Source organism: Niabella aquatica (assembly GCF_054779315.1).
In genome coordinates this window covers 24,496-44,208 of sequence record NZ_BAAGYM010000014.1, presented here as the reverse complement: position 1 = coordinate 44,208, position 19,713 = coordinate 24,496, and the positions used below count along the sequence as shown (strand labels likewise).

The following is a 19,713-nucleotide window of genomic DNA, read 5'->3' as shown; positions in this document are numbered from 1 at the left end:
CAGTACATGCGCTCTATTACATTGCTTACTCTATTCTATAGCCTAACAACCTGCTGTTTGACGGAAGATGAATGACCGAATCACCTGCTGTATAGGGGCATTCGGGAACCGATCTTAAATAATAACTACGATTTTTGATTCTCTGTAATAGATTTCACGAGGCTATTAATATATACTTCGATATTATCATAGCCGGTACTTAAATCCTTTCCATTAGCGTTTGCTTTACTGGGGTCAAGCTTGTTGGCTATTTCCCAATCATCAGGCATCCCATCTCCGTCTGTATCTTTTAAAGTAGGGGCACTCTTCAGTTCAGGCCAGCCACCTACATCCTTCTGGGTATCTATAATACCCGGTAGTCCTGAAACAGATCCTTTATAAGCAGCTGTGCCGGTTCTGACTTCGTTAGCGATCCGGGCATCTACTGCATCTCTTTTATAAGAAGCCCCTGCATAGTTAAGTACTGCCTCATATGCCTGCCCGGCAGTATGCGGAGTAATTTCAGCGCTGGCAAATGGTACGGTTTTTCTAACCATTGCCTCGGTTATACCACCATCAAAATCTACTCCGCCGCTCCAGTTATCAGCCGTTACAGTAGAATTATTTGCTACATAATTTCCAGCTATATAAAAACTGCCATATCCCACTCCATAAACAGAAGGGTTGGTTGCGGCAGTGGCATTATCTTTTGAAACCTGGATAATCCGCTTATTTCTATTGGATGGCGTTGCCGGCCCTGGTTTGTAATAGTTGTTCACAATATTATATTCTCCGTTTTCACCACCATAAGCGCTGTTGCCACTCCAGTTATAAATAACATTATTCCGATAATCTACTTTATCGGGTCCGAAAATACCTACACCGGTACCGCTGCCGTTACTATAACGCAATCCACCATCAAAGCGGGGATTCCTGTTAGTGTGGTGTGCAATAAGGTTATGATGGAATGTTGCAGGCGAGCCTCCCCAGATACCGCCATAACCGTGCGCTCCTTTGGAATGCCCCGAATGATTCATACTTTCGGCAATCATGCACCATTGCATGGTAAAGTTTTTGGTATGATAGAAAGAAGCTGTTTCATCTATCGCCCAGCTCATCGAACAATGATCCAAAACAATGTCCTGAATTTCGCGTCCCCAAATGGCATCGCTTTCAATAGTAGCTACATAAGCATCGCCTAATCTAAAACGAATAAACCGGATAATTACATTATCAGCAGCAATATTCACTTCATGATCCTGGATACAAATACCATCTCCGGGCGCCGTTTGTCCGGCAATAGTAACATCGCCGTTCTTAATCTGCAACCTTGATTTAAGCTTAATATTCCCCGAGACTTCAAAAACAATTATACGTTTACCGGTTTGGTTAACTGCATCTCGCAGGCTTCCTGTTCCGGCATCATTCAGGTTCGTAACTTTAATTACCCTGCCCTCTCTGCCGCCGGTTGTATTCTTCCCTGCCCCTTCAGCTCCGGGAAAAGCTATAGCGGTTTCCTGCACCTGCACCGGCTTATCAGGCAAGGGTTTTTTATTTGTATTACTGCTGTTCTTACTACAGGAAGCAAACACCAACAATATTACAGAAACAGAGATATATCGGATCATTACGTTTAAAATAAAAAGGTACAGGAAAATCCTGTACCTGATCAAAAAACATCATTTAATTAATCCAGCGCGGGTCACCTATTCCTGCCGCTTTCAGGTTAACATTACTTATTGTAAAGTTCCCTGTTGAAGGACTTGTAAAGCCCGGATCCAGTTGGGTGTAATCCCCGGTATCATTTTTTGCCCCGGATGTAGTACTGCCCGTAAAGTTAGGTGCATTGAAGTAGTTATTCTTACTCATCTCCTTAATAGTTGTTGCACCCTGATTGGTATAGTAACCCAGTGTGGCTGCAAGTATATTCTTATTGAAAGTTATTTCATGAGCAGCCAACCTTATATAAAGCATTCGTCTGTTGTTGCCATCACTTACTTTGTAAAAAGTATTGTTATTGATAGTAATGATGCTTTTGACTGCAGGAAAGTTGGTTGATCCCCCGGCATCCATCCTGAAGAAATCACGGGCCAATGCGCTGTTATACACTGTATTGTTTGTAAAATCAAACACAGTAGCCAGGCCATTGCGGAAGTCAATAAAGTCGCCGCCATTGCACTCAATATCATAGATGATATTGCCTTTAAATAATACAGACTGAATCCAGGTTTTCTTATTTATATAGATGAGCCCTTTTGTATAGTTTCTAACCATACAATCTTCCATTTTGAATGCTGCGTAAGCTGTATTCAGATCTTCGTCATAGATAATGGCCTGGTTACCGTCTTTTGAACCTGTACCGTCCAATACCAGGTCTTTTAACTGAAGGCCGGCATTGGCAACGATCCGTAAAATGGTTCCCTTTAATACGGGCTTGTTGGCCGGACGCGCGCCTTTGATTGATATAGACTTTGTAATGGTAATATCCTGCGTATTATATTCTCCGGGCATTAATGCAAATACATCTCCGCTGTTGGCGTTTTGTAATATGGAGGTCAGATCATCACCAGGGTTTACCTGAATAGCCCCTCCCAGATCAAGCGGTGTGGAGAATGTAGTATAGCCCCTCGTTTTTGTACCGTTGAATAATGTGGCTGTGTACGCAGTTTCCGGAGCCAGGCCGGTTATAGTGGCGGCGCCTGCCGCTATTTCTGAAGGCGTAACATTATGCGAAATATTCCCGGGAGATAAAGTGATGCGGGTTGCATTTGCACCAGGTGTCCACCTTAAAATAACTTCAGTGGCTTTAATTTCGCTCAGATCTACTGTTTTCATGATCTGCTCGGGCCTGGTTTTAAATGTTACTGTCGTCCACTTTGAATCATCCGTCTCGGTACCGGTTGCTTTAATACGAACATAATAATCGGTTTCGCCTTCCAGCCCGGTAATAGTATAGGTAAGCACATCCTTAGATATATCGGGATAGGTTTTCACCGGGGTACCTGTCATCCCGGCGTTATCATATACCTCTACCTGGTAGGCCGTGGCCTTACTTACTTTATTCCAGGAAACCGAAGCTGTATTACCATCTATCACCAAGGCTGATACGCCTGTTGGAGAAAGCAACCTGCCAAGGTTAAGCGAGGTCATCTCCGGCTCTATGCTTTTGTTGCAGCCGGTAAATAGCAAGACAGCGCCTATACCAATCAAGCAAAGTATGTTTTTTATTATGCTGTTCATTACAATCGTTTTTGCTTCAAAAAATTTAATTAAAAGAATAGCCATCGTTATTAAGCATGCCATTACTTGCATTGATAAATACCTGCCATATCGGCCAGAACTGCTGCTGGTTAGGATCGCGTATGAACAGCGCGTTCCAGTAAGTAATATTGTCTCCCGTTGCAGAAAGCTTCCAGCTTTTGCTGGCTCCGTAATTGAGGGCGGCACCACCTGCATCAGTGTCTCCATAATTCAGACCGTAGATAACCACGCTTTCACCATCATCGGCTGTTTTATAGTAGATATTTTGAGGGAGCGCTGCATATTTGCCCTGCCTGTTTTCTAACTGCTGTAATTTAGTTTTAGCCTCATTCAATTTTGTACTTAGCAGATTCCAGCGGATGAGATCTTGTTTCCTTAGCATTTCGCCGGTAAATTCCAGTGCCCGCTCATCAACAATTGCATTAAAGAAGGCTGTTTTACTGGACGTAGCCTGGGCCATGTAAGTATTTACTTTTGCGGAATTGCCTGGAAAGGCTCTGTCCCGGATCATTTTTAAGTAAGGTGCTGCTGCTGCCGGACCGTCCAGCTCATTGATTGCTTCAGCAGCCATCAAAACCACATCAGCATAACGCATATACATCCAGTTCAGCCCGTCATCGTTGGTAGAAGTTACGCGGCGGGGCAGCCATTCGTACCTGTATTTACCAAAATACCATTTATTGAGCGCCGTAGGCACCTGTTTGCCATTGGTCCATTCATAAGGAACACAGGTTACATCCCGGCGCACGTCATCCTTATCGTATTCGTAATACATAATAGGATTAGGGCCATTGGTGCCACCTTTATTTTGCCCGGTATATTTATCAGTGGTTGTATGTTTTACACCCAAATCGAAGATCACCCGTCCCCGTCCTTCACTAAAAGGTATTTCCCACAAAGACTCCTTCCCCGCCTGAATGGTTTCTGCGTTCAGCGTTTTAAATACCCCTTCAAAAGTCTGCAACTGGCAGGTGCCGCTGTTAATTACATCCAGGCATTCTTTCTTAGCGACAGCATACATTTTTTCCGGGGCCAGATCAGGATCTGTGCTCCTGCGGATTTCATTATTCACACGCTGGCCATATCCGCCCGCTGCCAGTGCTATACGTGCACGCAGGCCTTTTACAAATGCCTTATTAATTCGCTCGGTTGTTTGAGTAGCTGCAGTTTCTTTGGGCCAGCCCACCAGGGCTGCTGCTTCTTCAAGATCGGTCAGTAATTGTTTGTAAATAACATCCCTGTCGCTTCTGGGTAAATAAGTTGTTGCTGAAGTTACCGGCTCAAACCTTGCAGGCACATCACCCCAAGCTTTCAGCAGATCATTATAAATAACAGCGCGCAGCGTGAGCATTTCTCCTAAAATCTGCGCCATTTCCTTACTGCTTTGCACATCACCATACGTGCGAATACCACGGATAGCGAGGTTGGCACGTTCAATGCCTTCGTAAAATTTAGCCCAGGCATTGTTGTCTGTATTCATTTGCGAATTAATGACATTGGTATTATAATTTGAAAGCAGTGATTTTTCATCCGTAACTGTCTTTAAAGCGTTATTCACTTCGCAATCAGTATTAATTCCATAAAATACCAGGTAACGGCCCCGGTAAGAGTTGGTTTCAGCAAAAGACTGGATGATACTGGCAATAGTAGCTTCGGCAAGGCTGGGCGTGGAAAAAATCACACTTTCATCCATTGACGATTTGGGTGGCGCGTCTAATACTTTGTTACAGGATACCGCAAAAAATACAGTTGCAATGACAAACGAAATATTGAATATCTTCTTGTTCATAAAATTCATTTTTAACAATTAAAAACCAAGATTTAACCCTAACACCACCATCCGGCTTTTGGGATAGGCAGAGTAATCTACTCCCGGAGTAAGGTTTGTTTTTCTACGTGTAGAAACTTCGGGATCAAACCCTGTATAATTGGTTAAACAGAAAAGATTATACCCTGTAGCATAAAAACGCAGGTTTTGAAGCCTGGCTTTTTTTACCAGCCTCGCCGGCAGATTATACCCAAGTGTAAGCGTGCCCAGGCGCAGGAAACTTCCGTCTTCTACCGCCCAATCGCTGAATATGTTACGACTCATATACGGCGACCACATCGTAGTACCGGCATTCATAGATTCCAGTTCGGCAGGATCGTTGGAAATGGTGCCATCTGCACGCAGGTTGGTCCATCTTTTGCCGCTTCCCATAATATCAATCATATTGCGTCCAAAGCGTTGCGCAGTGGAGGTATATTCAATCTTATTAGCATTGTAGATGCTGTTGCCGTAGCTCCAGTTAAACATAGCGCTTATATCAAAGTTGTACACCCTGGCATTAATGGTAAAACCACCCGTATGCTTTGGATTGGCGTTACCAATAATAGTTTGGTCCGCTACGTTCACGGTATCATTGCCATTCAGATCCATCAGTTTCATTGAACCTGGGCGAATGGTTCCCACAATGGAACTGGCATCCGGCACACCCTGCTTCAGTATCCATTTTCCGCTGGCGGCATCGTATCTTTCAAAATCTGAGACTTCGTACCTTCCAGATCCATCTATTTTATAACCATACATTTCTCCAACAGCGCCCCCTGTTGCTATCCAGAAATCGTTCCCAATCTGGGTAGAAGCCCAGCCCGATGACCAGCCGAAATTATCCATCTGTCCAAGCGATATGATCTTACTTTTATTGAACCCTATATTTCCGCTGAAATTCAGACCAAAATTTTGTTTTTCCACAGCAACCCAGTTTAGAGTAACTTCAAGCCCCTGGTTTCTTGTTTCGCCCATATTACGATACTGGTTATCGTACCCCGCACCGGAAACGGGGAACAGGATCAGCAGGTCTTTGGTGCTGTTACGATACAGATCAATGGTACCGTTTAGCTTTTTATCCAATACAGTAAAATCTAACCCGATATTTCTTGTAATAGTGGTTTCCCATTTCAGATCAGGATTGGCCATGGTTTTGGACGGCGCCCAGTAGCTGGTATAGCCGTTTACCCAGGAAGTGGTACTAACCGCATAAGCCTGAAATATCTGCCCTGTAGGGATGTTATTATTACCGGCGGTACCATAGCTGACTCTCAGTTTCAAATCATTCAGCCAGTCAGAAGCACCCTCCATGAACTTTTCGGAGGAAATACGCCATGCTGCAGAAACAGAAGGGAAATAACCCCATTTGTTTCCTTTTGAAAACTTGGAAGAACCGTCTGCACGGAAAGTGGCTCCCAGCAGGTATTTACTGTCGAAGCTGTAATTAGCCCGGCCAAAAAAGGAAAGTAAAATATCATCGGGGTTCAGATAATTTTCAGAAGAAAAGGGAACACCCTGAGCTGATAACCTGCGCGCATCGTTAAAAGTAAAAGAAGAGGGGAATCCATGCACTACAGATGTGAGCGCCTCTGATTGCGCATTAATATATTCCTGGCCTGCCAGTACATTAAGATTATGTTTTCCCTGAAGCAGGCTTGTAAAATCATAATTTAATGTGTTGGTATTGCGAAACGACTGTCTGAGGCTTTTCACCATTTCTATAGCGGGCTTTCCCTGGTTTTCGGCAGCCGGAGCATTATTTACATAATAGGTGGTGGTTCCGTAAAAGCGATCATCTGCAATTCTTACTTCATCTAAACCCAATTCGGTTTTAAACTGCAGATCGTTGGTTATCTTCCATGCAAAACTACCGCCCAAGTTAAAATTGGTTCTGCGTTGTAAACGGTCATTATCCGTAAGTGCAGTAATGGGATGATACAGGTTAAAGGCATCATCGGTTTCATCAGCATCTGTAAGGCCGCCAACAGGAAAAGGAGGATAAAGCATAGCATATTTTAAACGGGAGTCTGCCGAAGATTTTTCGTTTTGCTCATTAGCGCCCCCTCCTGTAACCTTAGTGTCAGCATAACGTAAAGACAGGTCAATATTTACCTTTTTGTTAGGCCGGCCATTCAATTTCAGGCTAAGGTTATCACGCTTATAACCTGATAAAAGCATAATAGCCTTATCATCAATTCTCGAATAACTTGCCGAATACCTTACTTTTTCAGACCCGCCATTCAAATTGAGGTTATGGCTGACCATACTTCCAATACGGCCAAACACCTGCTCCTGCCAATCGTTTGCCTGAACATCCTGGTACAGATCAATGTCCTGCCAGTTTCCCAGGTACTTCGCATACCGATCGTTTAATTTATTATCTAATAATGCGCTTTCATATTGCCACAGGGTATAATCGTAAGGAGAGAGCACGCCCAGTTTTTTTGCCAGTTTTCTATACCCGCCATATACATTATAATTCACCGAAAATTTTCCGGCTTTTCCACTTTTGGTTGTTACAATAATAACGCCGTTAGCTCCCCGTGAGCCATAGATAGCTGTGGAAGAAGCGTCCTTTAATACATCAATAGATTCAATATCTGATGGCGCAATATCAGAAATGGTATTTACAGGAAATCCATCTACAATCAGCAAAGGTGTATTATCGCCTGTAATGGAACCTCCGCCACGTACTCTTATTTTCATTTCTGCATCGGGCGATCCTTCTGTAGAGCTCACCTGTACACCAGCCAGTCTTCCACTTAATGCTTCTGCGGCATTGGCCACCGGAACTTTGCTAATTTCTTTTGATGAGATAGATGAAATGGCCCCGGTAAGGTCCTTCCTTTTAGAAGTACCATAACCAATCACCACTACTTCATCACCTGTTATAATGTTTTTTACAAGTGCTACAGACATATCATCCGTTGCGGCAACTGTTTGCGGCGTATAACCGGAAAAAGTAAATGTAAGCACTTGGGTGCCGGATGTAGGAACCTGAATACTAAAACTGCCACCGGCAGCGGTTTGGGCTACCACATCCCCATCGCCAACAGCAATATTTACACCCACTAAGGGCGCGCCTGTATCGTCCAATACAGTACCATTGATAGTTTTAGTCTGTGCAACTGCTGTATTACAGATAAAAAAAAGCGCAAGCAGATAAATTATAATTTTCTTCATATAGCTGGTTTGAATAAAAAATGCTACCTATAAACCGTTATGAAGAACAAGACTACCATTTTTTTCTTTCATGCAGGACAGGACAGGATGGATTTATTTACGCAAACGTTGCCGGTATCGTATGCATAAAGCATTTTATCCGATGGCTGCGTTTTCAGAGCATTGAAAAATGCGTTTTACCTATAAAAAACTACAATCGGTTTCAATATTTTCTATATAAAAGCTGGTTCCGGAAAGGGGGTCTTTCCACCTTGTAAAACCGGACCGGCTATTTTTACGCAAACGTTGCCGGAATCGTATATATAATTGATTATCTTCGCAAGAAAGGTGCCATGCGCATATGAAATTTGAAGCTGTTACTATAAAAGATATTGCCAAAGCACTGGGGCTGTCTACCTCCACCGTGTCCCGGGCGTTAAGAGACAGCTATGAAATCAGTGAAGCCACCAAGAAAAAAATAAGAGATTATGCAACCGAAATGAATTACCGGCCTAATCCTGTTGCATTAAGTTTAAAAGAAAAAAGAACACTGTCTATTGGCGTGGTTGTTTCTGAAATTGCCAATACTTTTTTCAGCCAGGTTATTAATGGCATTGAGTCCATCGCTTATAAAAACGGTTATAATGTAATTATTACCCAAAGCAAAGAATCCGTAGAAAGAGAAGAGATGATACTGGACTATCTCACTTCCAGGTCTGTGGATGGATTAATCATATCGGTATCGGCCGGAACAAACGATTTCAGCAACCTGAAACAATTGCATGAAAAAGGACTACCTATTGTTTTTTTCGACAGGGTGGTGGAAGAGATCCATACCCATAAAGTTATTACAGATAATTTTACAGGTGCCTACAGGGCCACGGGGCACCTCCTCGAAAATACATTTAAAAGGATCGCGGTGATCGCGAATAATGCTACCCTTTCCATAACCAGGGACCGGCTGGCCGGCTATATGAAAGCATTAAAAGATCATGCGATACCGGTTGAAGCATCTTTAATAAAATATTGCGATCATGGCGGACTTTTGGTTGAAGAAGTAGAAATCGCAGTAGAAGCGCTGCTTACGGCTAAGAAAAAACCTGATGCGTTATTATTGCTGGCTGACAAGATCACTACCGAAACTTTCAGCATTCTTAAAAAGAGAGGTGTTAACATGCCCCGGGATATAGGAGTAATAGGCTTTAATAATTCCAAATATACATCGCTGTTTGATCCGGCCCTATCAGTTATCAGCCAGCCGGCATTTGAAATGGGAGAAAAAGCGGCATCGCTTCTGCTGGATCTTATAGAAAGTAAACGTACCGTAACCGATTTTAAACTGGAAAGCCTGCCACCGGATATTATTATAAGAAAAAGCAGCAGGCTTCCGATAGCTGATTAGCAGGAGGTAGTACAGAATATTATCCTGCTTTTTGAAGATCGTTCTATTGGTTGCGTTTGCTGTTTTCAGTTACATCAAAACAGGAATGATTCCATAGAAAGTTTTCTGTATCGGATTTAAAAACTGGCGTTTGCACTATCGGCATTTCCCTTTCTTCCCGGGTATGGGCCTGGAATCCGGCAATGGCCGCATCCCAATTGTCCCTTTTTCGGGTTCTTGAATTAAAACTCATGCTAAGGGTGTTTACCGTGGCGTCGTTTTTGATGGCTGTAGCCGGATTTTTAGCCGTGTAGGTGCACTCCTTATTTTTATTGTGATATTTCACGCTCAACGTTCAGGGATAAAATTGTACGAATGAAAATCATAATTGCACCCAACGCCTTTAAAAACAGCTTACCGGCTGATGAAGTGGCTGCCGCCCTCGCTGAAGGATTCAAAAAAGCCGGGTTCAAAGGCTATATCAGCAGTTGCCCGGTGGGAGATGGAGGTGATGGAACCGGGGAGTTATTATGCCGGTATTTTAATGCGGAACGGGTTTTCTGTAATGTAAAAAATCCGCTGGGAACACCCATACAAGCACCCTTCGGATGGATAGCAGGAACGCGGACGGCCATCATAGAACTGGCAGATGCTGCCGGCCTGCGGCTCTTAAAACCTGGAGAACATGCCCCGCTTAAGGCCACTACAGCAGGATGCGGACAGTTGATAAAAGCGGCGCTTGAGAAAAACGCCAAGGAAATCCTTCTTTGTGTGGGTGGCAGTGCTACCATTGACGGCGGGTCTGGCCTGTTAACAGAGCTGGGCATTGTTTTTTATGCTGAAAACGAAACTGCCATAGAAAATCTGCCAATAGGTTTACAAAACTTAGCAACTGTATCAACCAGGGAATTAGACCGCCGGTTGGCTGGTACAAAGATTACAATTCTCTGCGATGTCAAAAACAAACTATTGGGAACTGCCGGGGCAGCAGCTGTTTTTGGCCCTCAAAAAGGAGCAACACCGGAAGATGTTATAGCACTGGAAAAAGCACTTTCCCGGCTGGATGCAGTTACTGAAAAAATAACCGGGGAAAAAATGAGGACATTGATGTCGGGTGGTGCCGCCGGCGGTATTGCAGCAGCATTGGTGGCTTATTGTAATGCCAAGATCGTGCAGGGAATTGATTACTTTTTAACGCTTACCGGCTTTGAAGAACAGCTGGGAAAAGCCGACTGGGTCGTTACCGGTGAAGGTACCATAGACCTCCAGACACTGGACGGTAAAGCACCTTTTGGTGTGGCTAAAATGGCCAAGGCAAGAGGGATAAAAGTGATCGGGGTAGCAGGTAAGATCCCTGAAAAAAGAAGCAGGAAGCTGGCAAGGTATTTCGACAGGCTGATCTGCATTAATGAGCCCGGAGTTTCATTGAGCCTGGCCCTGGTACAAACTTACCCTAACCTGGTAAAAACCGGTGCAGAAATATGCAGGCAGATCATGCAGCAATATTGATCCCAGCCGGTATAAATAAAAAAATTATGGAGGTTGATCACCTTTAAAAACTGGGCTTCAATAATTCTTTATATATTTGCCACCCCTTTTAAGTTCTTTTATATGAATTCTTTCGGCCCGGTAGTTCAATGGATAGAATAGGAGTTTCCTAAACTCTAGATACAAGTTCGATTCTTGTCCGGGCTACCAAACCGGAGTTTTCACAAAAATCGTGAAAGTTCCGGTTTTTATTTAATATATATGTATTTGAAATATTGTAGGTTGTTAGTAAAACAACGTTAATCTTGAAAGTTCGATACATATCTATTTAACAGATCAAGAAATGCATAGCCCCCAACTCTTCGAGGTTTTTTTATTCCTGTTTTCGCATTTAAACTGACGCCTTTACATTTTAGACACCTGTAATAGTGTAAGTTCTTTTTCCGGGCCAAATAGCCAACTGCAGTTCGGAAGCTCAACTTTTACCAGCTTGGGCACTATTTTTAAGCAGCGTACCTGCATTCCGCGATTTAGTTCAGATGGGCAAGAATACAGGCTAAAGCCAATACCGGTAATTGATAGACTTTAAATCATTTAATCTACAAGATGATACTATTCTCTTATTAAAAGAGGCAAGAGTGCAGCTTATTGATTTTGAATGGATTTCTTGCTTAGCTTATTCAGTAATTCTTATGGAAAGCCAATTTTTTTCCCAGGGTACTTTATCTTAATATCCGCCTTAGCGTTTATTTTTTGTTTTAATATACCTCCTCTTTGGGGGTTTCTTATGATGATAGATAGAAATTATAACGATCCTTTTCTTTACTTTATCAATATAATAAATAAGGTCGAAAGGGTATTTTTTTAAAATAAGTTCGCTTAGGTTTTTATAAGTGTTTCTGTATCGTTTGGAATCATTACAGACAACTAATAGTGCATCGGACCCAATAAAAACAGAATCTTTAATTTCTCCATTTGTGTATTAATAATTCATATGAATGCTCTTCGCTTACTTGTCATCACTATAAAGAGCGCTTAGTCTCGCATAGAACTCAGCAATACAGGCTTCATCCAGCAGCCATTTCGGCTTTGCTAATTCTTTCTCATCAGGCAACCAGTTATTTGTTATAAATCCATATTGGTCTTTTGAATTTTCCCAGGCATAATTCAGGTCTTTTTCTATTGCTGCGATATACTGATCATTTCTATCTACATGATATAATGCTTCATAACCTCTGAATAAAACAGTTACAAACCAGGGCAGGTCAATTCTAAAAACAAGCCTTTTATCGTGTGGGATGTTGCTGAAGTAGTTATAGGTGTCCTTTGCCAACTGTTGCGCCTGTTGCAGGTATTTTTTATCTTTTGTGAAGCTGTACAACAATACAGCAGCCTCAAGCATAAAACCGGAATTGTAGGTGTAAAAAGTCCTGTTTACAGTACCATCCAGCTTTTTATCGTTACTATACAAGCCGTTTGTGTCTTTAAGATTTTGATATTCCCAGTTATAAAACTTTTTGCCCCAATCGAGATAATACTTATCCTTTGAACCCCGGTAGATTTTCAGGGCAACGAGCAATGCAGTCCCATTGCTGCAGGCAGGCTTCTGGTCATTATGGCCTTCAAGCCATGTAACACCACCACCAGCATCATCATTCCACCCGCTGATAATGAATTTGAAAACCTCTTGTGCGCGTTGGAGGTATAAAATGTTTTTAGTATTGAAATAAGCTTCCATATAATCAATACCAACTAAGCCATTATCATCATAATACCTGTCAACTTTTTCAAACATTAAAGGGTAAGCCTGGTAACCTACTGGTTTACGTGTCGTATCGCGATAGTATTCAACACCTGTAACGCAACTATCCAAATAAAACAGGTATTTTTCTTTTAGCGAAGGAAATTTCAGCAGCACGTTTGTTGCCGAAAACACTCCAGAAAAAGGCCATAGAAAACTTACTTCTTTTTCTTTTACTGCATTGCCCTGAAAATAGGTCAGGGAATCGGTACCTGCTGAAGGGAAATGCTCTGAAAATAAACCGGGATACTTTGTAACCCTGAAATGTTGCCAAACATTTATATACATGCTTTCTGCTCTTTCAAGATAAATACGGTGCTTATCCTGCGCAGAAGCAAGTGATGAAGCAGTGACAAGAAAGAACGCCAGGAGCATTTTCATATTGAAGTAGAAGTATTTTTTTCTGAAAATTTATTGGATAGAAGGAGGCGGTATTTTTACACCCCAGTTTTTATTAGGTTTATCTCCCATGTGAAATACCAGTTTGCCGCCCTGCATCAATTCATTACGGTACAACCAGCATTTCTGTAAAGGGTTCCCATTAAACTCGGCGGACTGCACATACATATTTTCTTTTGAATTATTCTTTGCTTCAATAATAAGCTTTTTATTATTGTCCAGTTTAATCTCAGCTCTATCAAATAAGGGGCTGCCCAATTCTATAATGGGCCTGCTATCAGTAAAACCCTTTACATCAAACAATCCCAGTGCCGCCATTACATACCAGGAGCCTAATTGTCCCTGGTCCTCATCCTGACCATAGCCATAGCCATGTATGGTATCCGTCCCATAAAACTCATCACATATACGTCTCGTCCATTTTTGTGTCAGCCAGGGTTTGCCCGAAAAATTAAACAGCCAGCTTATATGCAAACAAGGCTGGTTGCCATGATTATAAATGGATTTAATTCCCGCAAATGCATCTATTGTTTTACCGCCGCCAAAGCCATCTTTTTCTGAAGCGGAGAAAATACTGTCCAGGCGTTTGTTAAATTTGTCTTTTCCGATTGCAGCAATTAACGCTGCAGGATTTTGAGGAACAAAGAATGAATATTGCACGGCATTGCCTTCCTGGAAACCACGCCATGCTTCATAAGGATCAAATTGATCTACAAAAGAGCCCTCGGCTTTCTTTGGCTGCATTAATTTGTTTTCCTGGTTGAATACGTTTTTCCATCCATTCGAATACCGGATCAACTTTTTGTAATCATCTTTTTTCCCCAATGCCTTCGCCATTTGTGCAGCAGCGAAAGCGCTGAAATTATATTCAAGCGTGTGGGAAACTGAAAAATGAGAACCTGTAGAATCTGTTTTATCTTCTTCCAGGTAAGGTGAAAAACCCAGTTCAACAAAAGCTTTAGTATCCATTTTTCCTGAACCTACCGGTCTTTTTTCCCAGCTTAATTCGTTTGCTTTTACCGCCTCATAAGCAGCACTAATATCATAATTCCTGATGCCCACCTGATAGGCCGCTGCTACTGCCAGTCCTACCATATTTGTTCCTACGCCAGAAACAAATTCGCTGTTAGCTATACCATCACCAAACCAGTTTCTATCCTTGTACAACTGAAGCTGTGTATATACATAGCTGGAATACCACTGCGGATAACTCAATGCCCATAATTGCGTTATGTTCCAATAAGCACCCCAGATAGCATCTGTATTAATATACTGCCTATAGGGGTCATCTGTTGTTGCGGAATGGCCAATAGCGCCTCCATGTTTAGGATAGTCACCATTTACATCACTTGCAATACCACGGCCTGATAAAGCATGATACAAACCTGTGTAAAACTTCTTTTTATCGCTTTCATTACTGCCGCTCACAAAAATTTTGCTTAATTCCTTTTGCCAACTCTCCTGGGCCTTTGCTTTGACTTCATCAAACGAAAGTGAAGAAGCCTCTTTTTGCAAATTATTTTTTGCATTTGCAATGGAAGTGTAAGAAAGTCCAACTTTTATTTCGATTTGCTCATTTGTGCTTGTTAAATAATTTAATGCAAGCCCTGCTCCTTTGCCGCTTGCAGAGTCGGTATTTTGATATAAATTCTCCACATCAAACGCTGTAATACTTCTGGGTTTTGTACTGATCTCTCCATAAAAATACATGCATACTTTACCGGATGGGTCATATTTTTCAACATACTTAGGATAGGTGTATACAAATCCTTCGAAATGTGTATCACTAATCATCCGGATTGCTGCATCTGTAACAGTGCCGCTTTCCCCCTGAGTATTGCCAATGTCCAGAATAATATGAGCGCTATCTGATTTTGGAAAAGTGTATCGGTGAAAGCCAACCCTTTTAGTAGCTGTAAGCTCGGCTGTAATATTATAATCATCCAACAGGACTTTATAATAGCCGGCTTCTGCAATCTGCTGCGTTCTGCTAAAAACGGATCGGTAGCCGGATTCAGTATCATTAAGATCACCGGGTTTAGTTTTTAATTTACCTGTTGTTGGCATAAAACTTACACCTCCAATCTGCCACTCATGAAAATGAACAAACCCTTCAATAGAATTTTGACGCGTATCATATCCTACCGCTTCCCATCCCGATGGGTTTCCATAATGTCCGTTTGTTGAAGGAGCCAGTTTTGCCATCCCATAAGGAACTGCTGCAGGTGTGTAAAAAAACCACCGGCTGTGTGCCGTACCAATGTTTGGGTCTACATATTGCAGCACATTTTGTGAAGAGGACCCATTCAGTAAAAAAATGATAGACAAAAAGCTAATAAGAATTTTTTTCTTGATATTCATTGCAATATTTTTTAGGGATCACAAATTATTATTTATAACTGGACAATAACGCCTGTACCCGCTGCATCCATGCCGCATCTACGCCTTCCATATTCGTGTATCTCCCGGATCCATTAAGACTGGCAAACTGGTAATAGCCTTTCGTGGCAGCATCTCTCAAGATAACATTAATAGCATCTATATTACCTTTTGCATAACTCAGCCAGGAATTGTTTTTATCTCTCTCGTACAAGCTTATCATGGCCTGGGACCCCCAGCCACACCAGGCGGGCGTGGTCCGAATGTCATCTGTGTTAAATATATACAGGTTATAAGTGCTGTTCCATAAAACCTTATTCATGGCATTGCCTAACGACTGTGCCTTGCTTATATAGCTATTATCCTGCATTGCATCAGCGTATAGCAAAAAGGCTTCTATCATAATTGCATTATCATAGGTAAAAAATGTGCTGTATTTTTTACCACTGTTATCATACTGCCATATATACAAACCTTTTGGGGCATCGTACATAACATTATTCAACCAGGTGTTTACAGATTCTGCCCATTGTTTATAGACCTGTTCTCCGGTGATTTTGTATAATTTTAAAAACAACTGCAGGGCAAGTCCATTGGTTTGGGTAGGCTTATATGTTTTTTGGGTACTCCACCAAAAACCGCCTCCTTTGAAATCATCCCAAAGATTACTATTGATTAACCAGTTGGCACAGGCTTTAGCTTTGCTCAGGTAATCGCTTTTCCTTGATCCTGTTGTTATATCATAAGCAGCAAGATAAATCACCCCTGTCAACGAATTGTCATCGACATATTTATCACCAGCAGCGCCTGACCCATCTATGTTTGCCTGCGCAAAATAACCACCTATAGGACTATTTTTATCCCACATATTCTGAAGCCATAAAAATGTCTTGTCCATGTGAGAAAGATAGCTTTCGTGACCTAAGGCTACCATAGCGATATCGGCATACAACTGGCTGGTATTGTACCACTCATACGTTATATTGGTATTTGTAGTAGTATTCACACGGTAGCCGCCATAAGCAGTGAGCAAATGATTCACACTAAACTCATGTGTTTCTTCTGCCTTCGTAAAATATGCAGAAACCTGCGTAGGAGGATCTCCGCCATTACCTGGATCTGTGGGATCACCCGGGTTGTCACTTTTCCTGCACGAACTAAATATTACGATGAAAATTACGGTAGATGTTAATAAAGTAATTCGCGAACAACCCTTTATAGATGTATTTTTTATAATCATTTTCTAAACTATTTTAAAAGGAATTATAGTTTTGTTATGACATGCTTGTAAGACGAGTTGGGTTGAAAATATAGGGTGGCTTTTATATTAGCCCGGTCCGCAGAAGGATCAAATTTATAGGTATTATCCCATTGTGCATTATTTACCGGCCATAGATAAAAATAAGAAGCAGGCTGTCCAGCAGGAGCAATATTGTTCACATTAGAACTACCCATGTATTCTTTTCCATTGGACGTGTGCAGAATAAACTTATACCGCTCATCCCTTCCCCAGCTAAACTGGTAAAACTCTACAGGAATTTTAGCAGCTTCCCAGGTACTGTTACCTGCATAATTGAGCGTTCCTATAGAGGTATTATAAGCAGACATAAAAAGCCCGATAGAATCAATAGCAGTCTGGCTTGCCAAAGCGATATTAAAATCATAATTTAACCGGTAAGCCCTGGTATCCCCCGTAACTGTTGTTGTGGAGTTCCCCTCTTTGATTATATTATTTTCATCCATATAATAGGGTGTACCACCTTCACCTGGTTTGTCAGTTAAAAAATAGCTGCCCGCTTTTAACGATGTGTATAATTCATAATTACCATCTGCGGTTTTCTTCAATTGTATCGCTTTGGTAATGTCATCTCCGGATTCCGTAGCCGTGCCGGTTATATACAATGCTTCCGGTAATACTGCAAACCCGGCCGGCCTTTCCAGGGTAAGGGAATATGTCTGACTGCTAAGTATGACGTTAGCGGCTTTTGTAGCCCGAACGGCCCATTTTAATTGCCCGGATGAAGAAGATTCAATTCCTGCAAGCGCAGCGATCTTATTGAGGTCTTTTTGTAATATCCCGGCTGTTGTTTGCAGCCCGCCACCATCAGCAACTATTTTGTAAACCGGGTTGCTAAAATTTCCGTCCATTTTGTCAAACGCTACTTCGTATAGTATAACACCACTGTCAGGTGTACTGGCTGCTGACCATTGAAAAATAATATTTCCGCCTGTTGTAGGGTTCAATTTTATGTTGGATTTGTCAGCAGGAGCGGCTAACGTACTTACAGGGGTAAGTTCAACATTCAAAGTTCGCTCATCTTTTTTACAGGAAGCAAGGGCAACCATAACCAATAATATCCAGTTAAGGATGTGAATATTTTTACGCATAAAAAAGTTTTTAATTTTAAGACAATCAGTACCCCTCGTTTTGAGAAAGATTTTTATTCAGAGACCGTTCGGATGCCGGAACAGGCCACAAGTAGTTGGCAGGAGCTGTAAACTTCCTCTGCTGTACCCGTATATAGCCATTATCTACAGATGGATCGCCATACTTTGCGCCATGTACAAAGCCATTCATCGTAGTTTCCGCGGTTTTCCACCTTTTAATATCATCTATTCGCAAACCTTCCATAGCCAGTTCTGCTCGCCTTTCATTTCTTATAATGTTTGTCATATCTGCACCGGCGCCGGGATAATTTACAGCACCCGCATCTGTAAATCCGGCACGTATACGCAATGCTCTTATAGTTTGGTTCCAAACAGTTTCATTCATTTGACCTAAACTATTTTTGGCTTCAGCATAGTTCAGCAGGATCTCTGCGTAACGTATCAGATGAAGATTAAGTCCTGAAGCAAAACCAGACAAGGCGCTGGGGTCAAAATATTTACGCCAGTAGTAACCGGTTTTGGATGAACTTTGCGATGTCTGGCTATACTCGTCCAAAGCAGCAGGATCAGGGTCAGTTCCAGGCTTTATATAAATTACTTTTGTTGAACCGTCTGCACGTACCCAGTTGAATTTATCATATACGACAGTTGCTGTAAGCCGGGGATCCCTGTTTATATAGGGATTGTTTTCATCATAACCCGAACCTGCATCGCGAATGTTTCTGCCATTCAGCATAATATAACTTTCTACCAGTGATTGCGTGGGCGCCATACTGCTTACACGGCCTCCCACCGACCTGGGTGCAAAATCAAAAAACTCGGTCCAGGTTCGTTCAGCCGGTATATATTGCAATGACCATATATCTTCCGGGTTGTTTTTGTTTATAGCAGGATTGGTAAAAAGATTAGTATAACTGCTGTTTAGCGAATACGTTCCGTTTGTTTGCTGGTTGTTCATAAGCGCTTCGCAGATATTTGCTACTTCCTGCATCCTGTTTCCCTGGTATAATAATACTCTTGCCTGTAGCGCTAAAGCAGCGCCTTTGGTTATCCTGCCATCTTCACTTTGAGGAATTTGTGCGTTTGATGGTAAAGAGTCTGCGGCAGCCTGCAGCTCTCTAACGATGAAATTAACCACGTCTGCTTTGGGTGTACGTGCGATAGTTTGTGCTTCTTCCGGCGTAAGTACCCGATCTACCAGAGGTACATCACCAAACCACCTTGTAAGATTAAAGTGCGCGAATGCCCTTAAAAACCTTGTTTCCAGTTTCAGCCTTGAAATAGCGGAAGGATCAAGGGTTTTGTTTTTGTCTATATTTTCCAGGAATAAGTTACAGGATAAAATGGTGGTATAGTAAAGCCCCCAATCATTGCGAAACTTTGCCAGAGAAGGTGTATAAATTCCTGCAGCTATTGCATTTACATCTCCCGAAGGGCTGTAAGCATTATCAGACAATGCTTCGTTGTAAAAGTAAAGTCCGCTGTTGTAGCTGAGGCTGTAGTTATTGTTCAGCGCATTGTAAACGTTGGCGTCAATTGTCCAGAAGTTGGATTCAGAGAACCGGTCTGTAGGAGCAAGATCCAGTTTTTTGCAGCCTGCAGCAATGAACAATATCAGGATGGCTATATAAAGCTTGTTAGAATATTTCATATACAATATTTTTA

At 42.0% G+C, this 19,713-nt stretch carries 12 protein-coding genes and 1 tRNA gene; 3 read left to right on the top strand and 10 right to left on the bottom strand.

What is annotated here, in order from left to right; all coding sequences use genetic code 11:
- Positions 1–125 precede the first annotated feature (125 nt).
- Genes ACYVBM_RS12145 through ACYVBM_RS12130 form a run of 4 tightly spaced genes read right to left on the bottom strand, consistent with a single transcriptional unit; the run spans position 126 to position 8,233 of the window.
- The gene (locus tag ACYVBM_RS12145) at positions 126–1,607 is read right to left on the bottom strand and encodes a pectate lyase (RefSeq protein WP_460685930.1); all 1,482 of its coding nucleotides are present in this window, start codon (positions 1,605–1,607) and stop codon (positions 126–128) included.
- A gap of 55 nt (positions 1,608–1,662) precedes the next feature.
- On the bottom strand, positions 1,663–3,219 hold the full coding sequence (locus tag ACYVBM_RS12140; RefSeq protein ID WP_460685929.1) for a DUF4957 domain-containing protein: 1,557 nt from the start codon (positions 3,217–3,219) through the stop codon (positions 1,663–1,665).
- Positions 3,220–3,244: 25 nt separating this feature from the next.
- Entirely contained in the window at positions 3,245–5,029 is a 1,785-nt protein-coding gene (locus ACYVBM_RS12135) for a RagB/SusD family nutrient uptake outer membrane protein (protein WP_460685928.1), read from the bottom strand.
- A gap of 18 nt (positions 5,030–5,047) precedes the next feature.
- The gene (locus ACYVBM_RS12130) at positions 5,048–8,233 is read right to left on the bottom strand and encodes a SusC/RagA family TonB-linked outer membrane protein (RefSeq protein ID WP_460685927.1); all 3,186 of its coding nucleotides are present in this window, start codon (positions 8,231–8,233) and stop codon (positions 5,048–5,050) included.
- A 340-nt stretch (positions 8,234–8,573) separates the two neighbouring features.
- On the opposite strand from ACYVBM_RS12130, the gene ACYVBM_RS12125 reads away from it, so the two are divergent.
- Positions 8,574–9,614 carry a LacI family DNA-binding transcriptional regulator gene (locus ACYVBM_RS12125; protein WP_460685926.1) on the top strand — a complete coding sequence of 347 codons (1,041 nt, stop codon included), beginning with the start codon at positions 8,574–8,576 and terminating at the stop codon, positions 9,612–9,614.
- A 43-nt stretch (positions 9,615–9,657) separates the two neighbouring features.
- Here the strand turns inward: ACYVBM_RS12125 and ACYVBM_RS12120 are convergent, their stop codons facing one another.
- Positions 9,658–9,939, bottom strand: coding sequence for a hypothetical protein (locus ACYVBM_RS12120; protein ID WP_460685925.1), 282 nt, complete (start codon positions 9,937–9,939; stop codon positions 9,658–9,660).
- 29 nt (positions 9,940–9,968) lie between these two features.
- Here ACYVBM_RS12120 and ACYVBM_RS12115 point away from each other — a divergent pair, with 29 nt between their 5' ends.
- Together ACYVBM_RS12115 and ACYVBM_RS12110 are read left to right on the top strand one after the other, a co-directional pair.
- Positions 9,969–11,102 (top strand): glycerate kinase, encoded by a 1,134-nt coding sequence (locus ACYVBM_RS12115; protein WP_460685924.1) that lies wholly within the window; start codon positions 9,969–9,971, stop codon positions 11,100–11,102.
- 114 nt (positions 11,103–11,216) lie between these two features.
- Positions 11,217–11,291, top strand: a tRNA-Arg gene (locus ACYVBM_RS12110).
- Positions 11,292–12,090: 799 nt separating this feature from the next.
- Here the strand turns inward: ACYVBM_RS12110 and ACYVBM_RS12105 are convergent.
- The 5 genes from ACYVBM_RS12105 to ACYVBM_RS12085 are packed head-to-tail and all read right to left on the bottom strand — an operon-like array spanning position 12,091 to position 19,699.
- Positions 12,091–13,263, bottom strand: a complete 1,173-nt coding sequence (locus ACYVBM_RS12105; protein WP_460685923.1) for a glycoside hydrolase family 76 protein — start codon at positions 13,261–13,263, stop codon at positions 12,091–12,093.
- Positions 13,264–13,293: 30 nt separating this feature from the next.
- On the bottom strand, positions 13,294–15,642 hold the full coding sequence (locus ACYVBM_RS12100) for a GH92 family glycosyl hydrolase (protein WP_460685922.1): 2,349 nt from the start codon (positions 15,640–15,642) through the stop codon (positions 13,294–13,296).
- A gap of 28 nt (positions 15,643–15,670) precedes the next feature.
- Positions 15,671–16,900, bottom strand: a complete 1,230-nt coding sequence (locus ACYVBM_RS12095) for a glycoside hydrolase family 76 protein (protein WP_460685921.1) — start codon at positions 16,898–16,900, stop codon at positions 15,671–15,673.
- Positions 16,901–16,923: 23 nt separating this feature from the next.
- Positions 16,924–18,048 carry a SusE domain-containing protein gene (locus ACYVBM_RS12090; protein ID WP_460685920.1) on the bottom strand — a complete coding sequence of 375 codons (1,125 nt, stop codon included), beginning with the start codon at positions 18,046–18,048 and terminating at the stop codon, positions 16,924–16,926.
- A gap of 25 nt (positions 18,049–18,073) precedes the next feature.
- Complete coding sequence (locus ACYVBM_RS12085; protein WP_460685919.1) at positions 18,074–19,699, bottom strand: RagB/SusD family nutrient uptake outer membrane protein; 1,626 nt, start codon at positions 19,697–19,699, stop codon at positions 18,074–18,076.
- Positions 19,700–19,713 lie beyond the last annotated feature (14 nt).

Excerpts from the sequence above, each read along its gene's own strand:
- ACYVBM_RS12100 (WP_460685922.1), bottom strand. The coding sequence starts at position 15,642 with ATGAATATCAAGAAAAAAATTCTTATTAGCTTTTTGTCTATCATTTTT.
- ACYVBM_RS12115 (WP_460685924.1), top strand. The coding sequence starts at position 9,969 with ATGAAAATCATAATTGCACCCAACGCCTTTAAAAACAGCTTACCGGCT.
- ACYVBM_RS12125 (WP_460685926.1), top strand. The coding sequence starts at position 8,574 with ATGAAATTTGAAGCTGTTACTATAAAAGATATTGCCAAAGCACTGGGG.
- ACYVBM_RS12140 (WP_460685929.1), bottom strand. The coding sequence starts at position 3,219 with ATGAACAGCATAATAAAAAACATACTTTGCTTGATTGGTATAGGCGCT.
- ACYVBM_RS12135 (WP_460685928.1), bottom strand. The coding sequence starts at position 5,029 with ATGAACAAGAAGATATTCAATATTTCGTTTGTCATTGCAACTGTATTT.
- ACYVBM_RS12085 (WP_460685919.1), bottom strand. The coding sequence starts at position 19,699 with ATGAAATATTCTAACAAGCTTTATATAGCCATCCTGATATTGTTCATT.
- ACYVBM_RS12130 (WP_460685927.1), bottom strand. The coding sequence starts at position 8,233 with ATGAAGAAAATTATAATTTATCTGCTTGCGCTTTTTTTTATCTGTAAT.
- ACYVBM_RS12145 (WP_460685930.1), bottom strand. The coding sequence starts at position 1,607 with ATGATCCGATATATCTCTGTTTCTGTAATATTGTTGGTGTTTGCTTCC.
- ACYVBM_RS12105 (WP_460685923.1), bottom strand. The coding sequence starts at position 13,263 with ATGAAAATGCTCCTGGCGTTCTTTCTTGTCACTGCTTCATCACTTGCT.
- ACYVBM_RS12090 (WP_460685920.1), bottom strand. The coding sequence starts at position 18,048 with ATGCGTAAAAATATTCACATCCTTAACTGGATATTATTGGTTATGGTT.
- ACYVBM_RS12095 (WP_460685921.1), bottom strand. The coding sequence starts at position 16,900 with ATGATTATAAAAAATACATCTATAAAGGGTTGTTCGCGAATTACTTTA.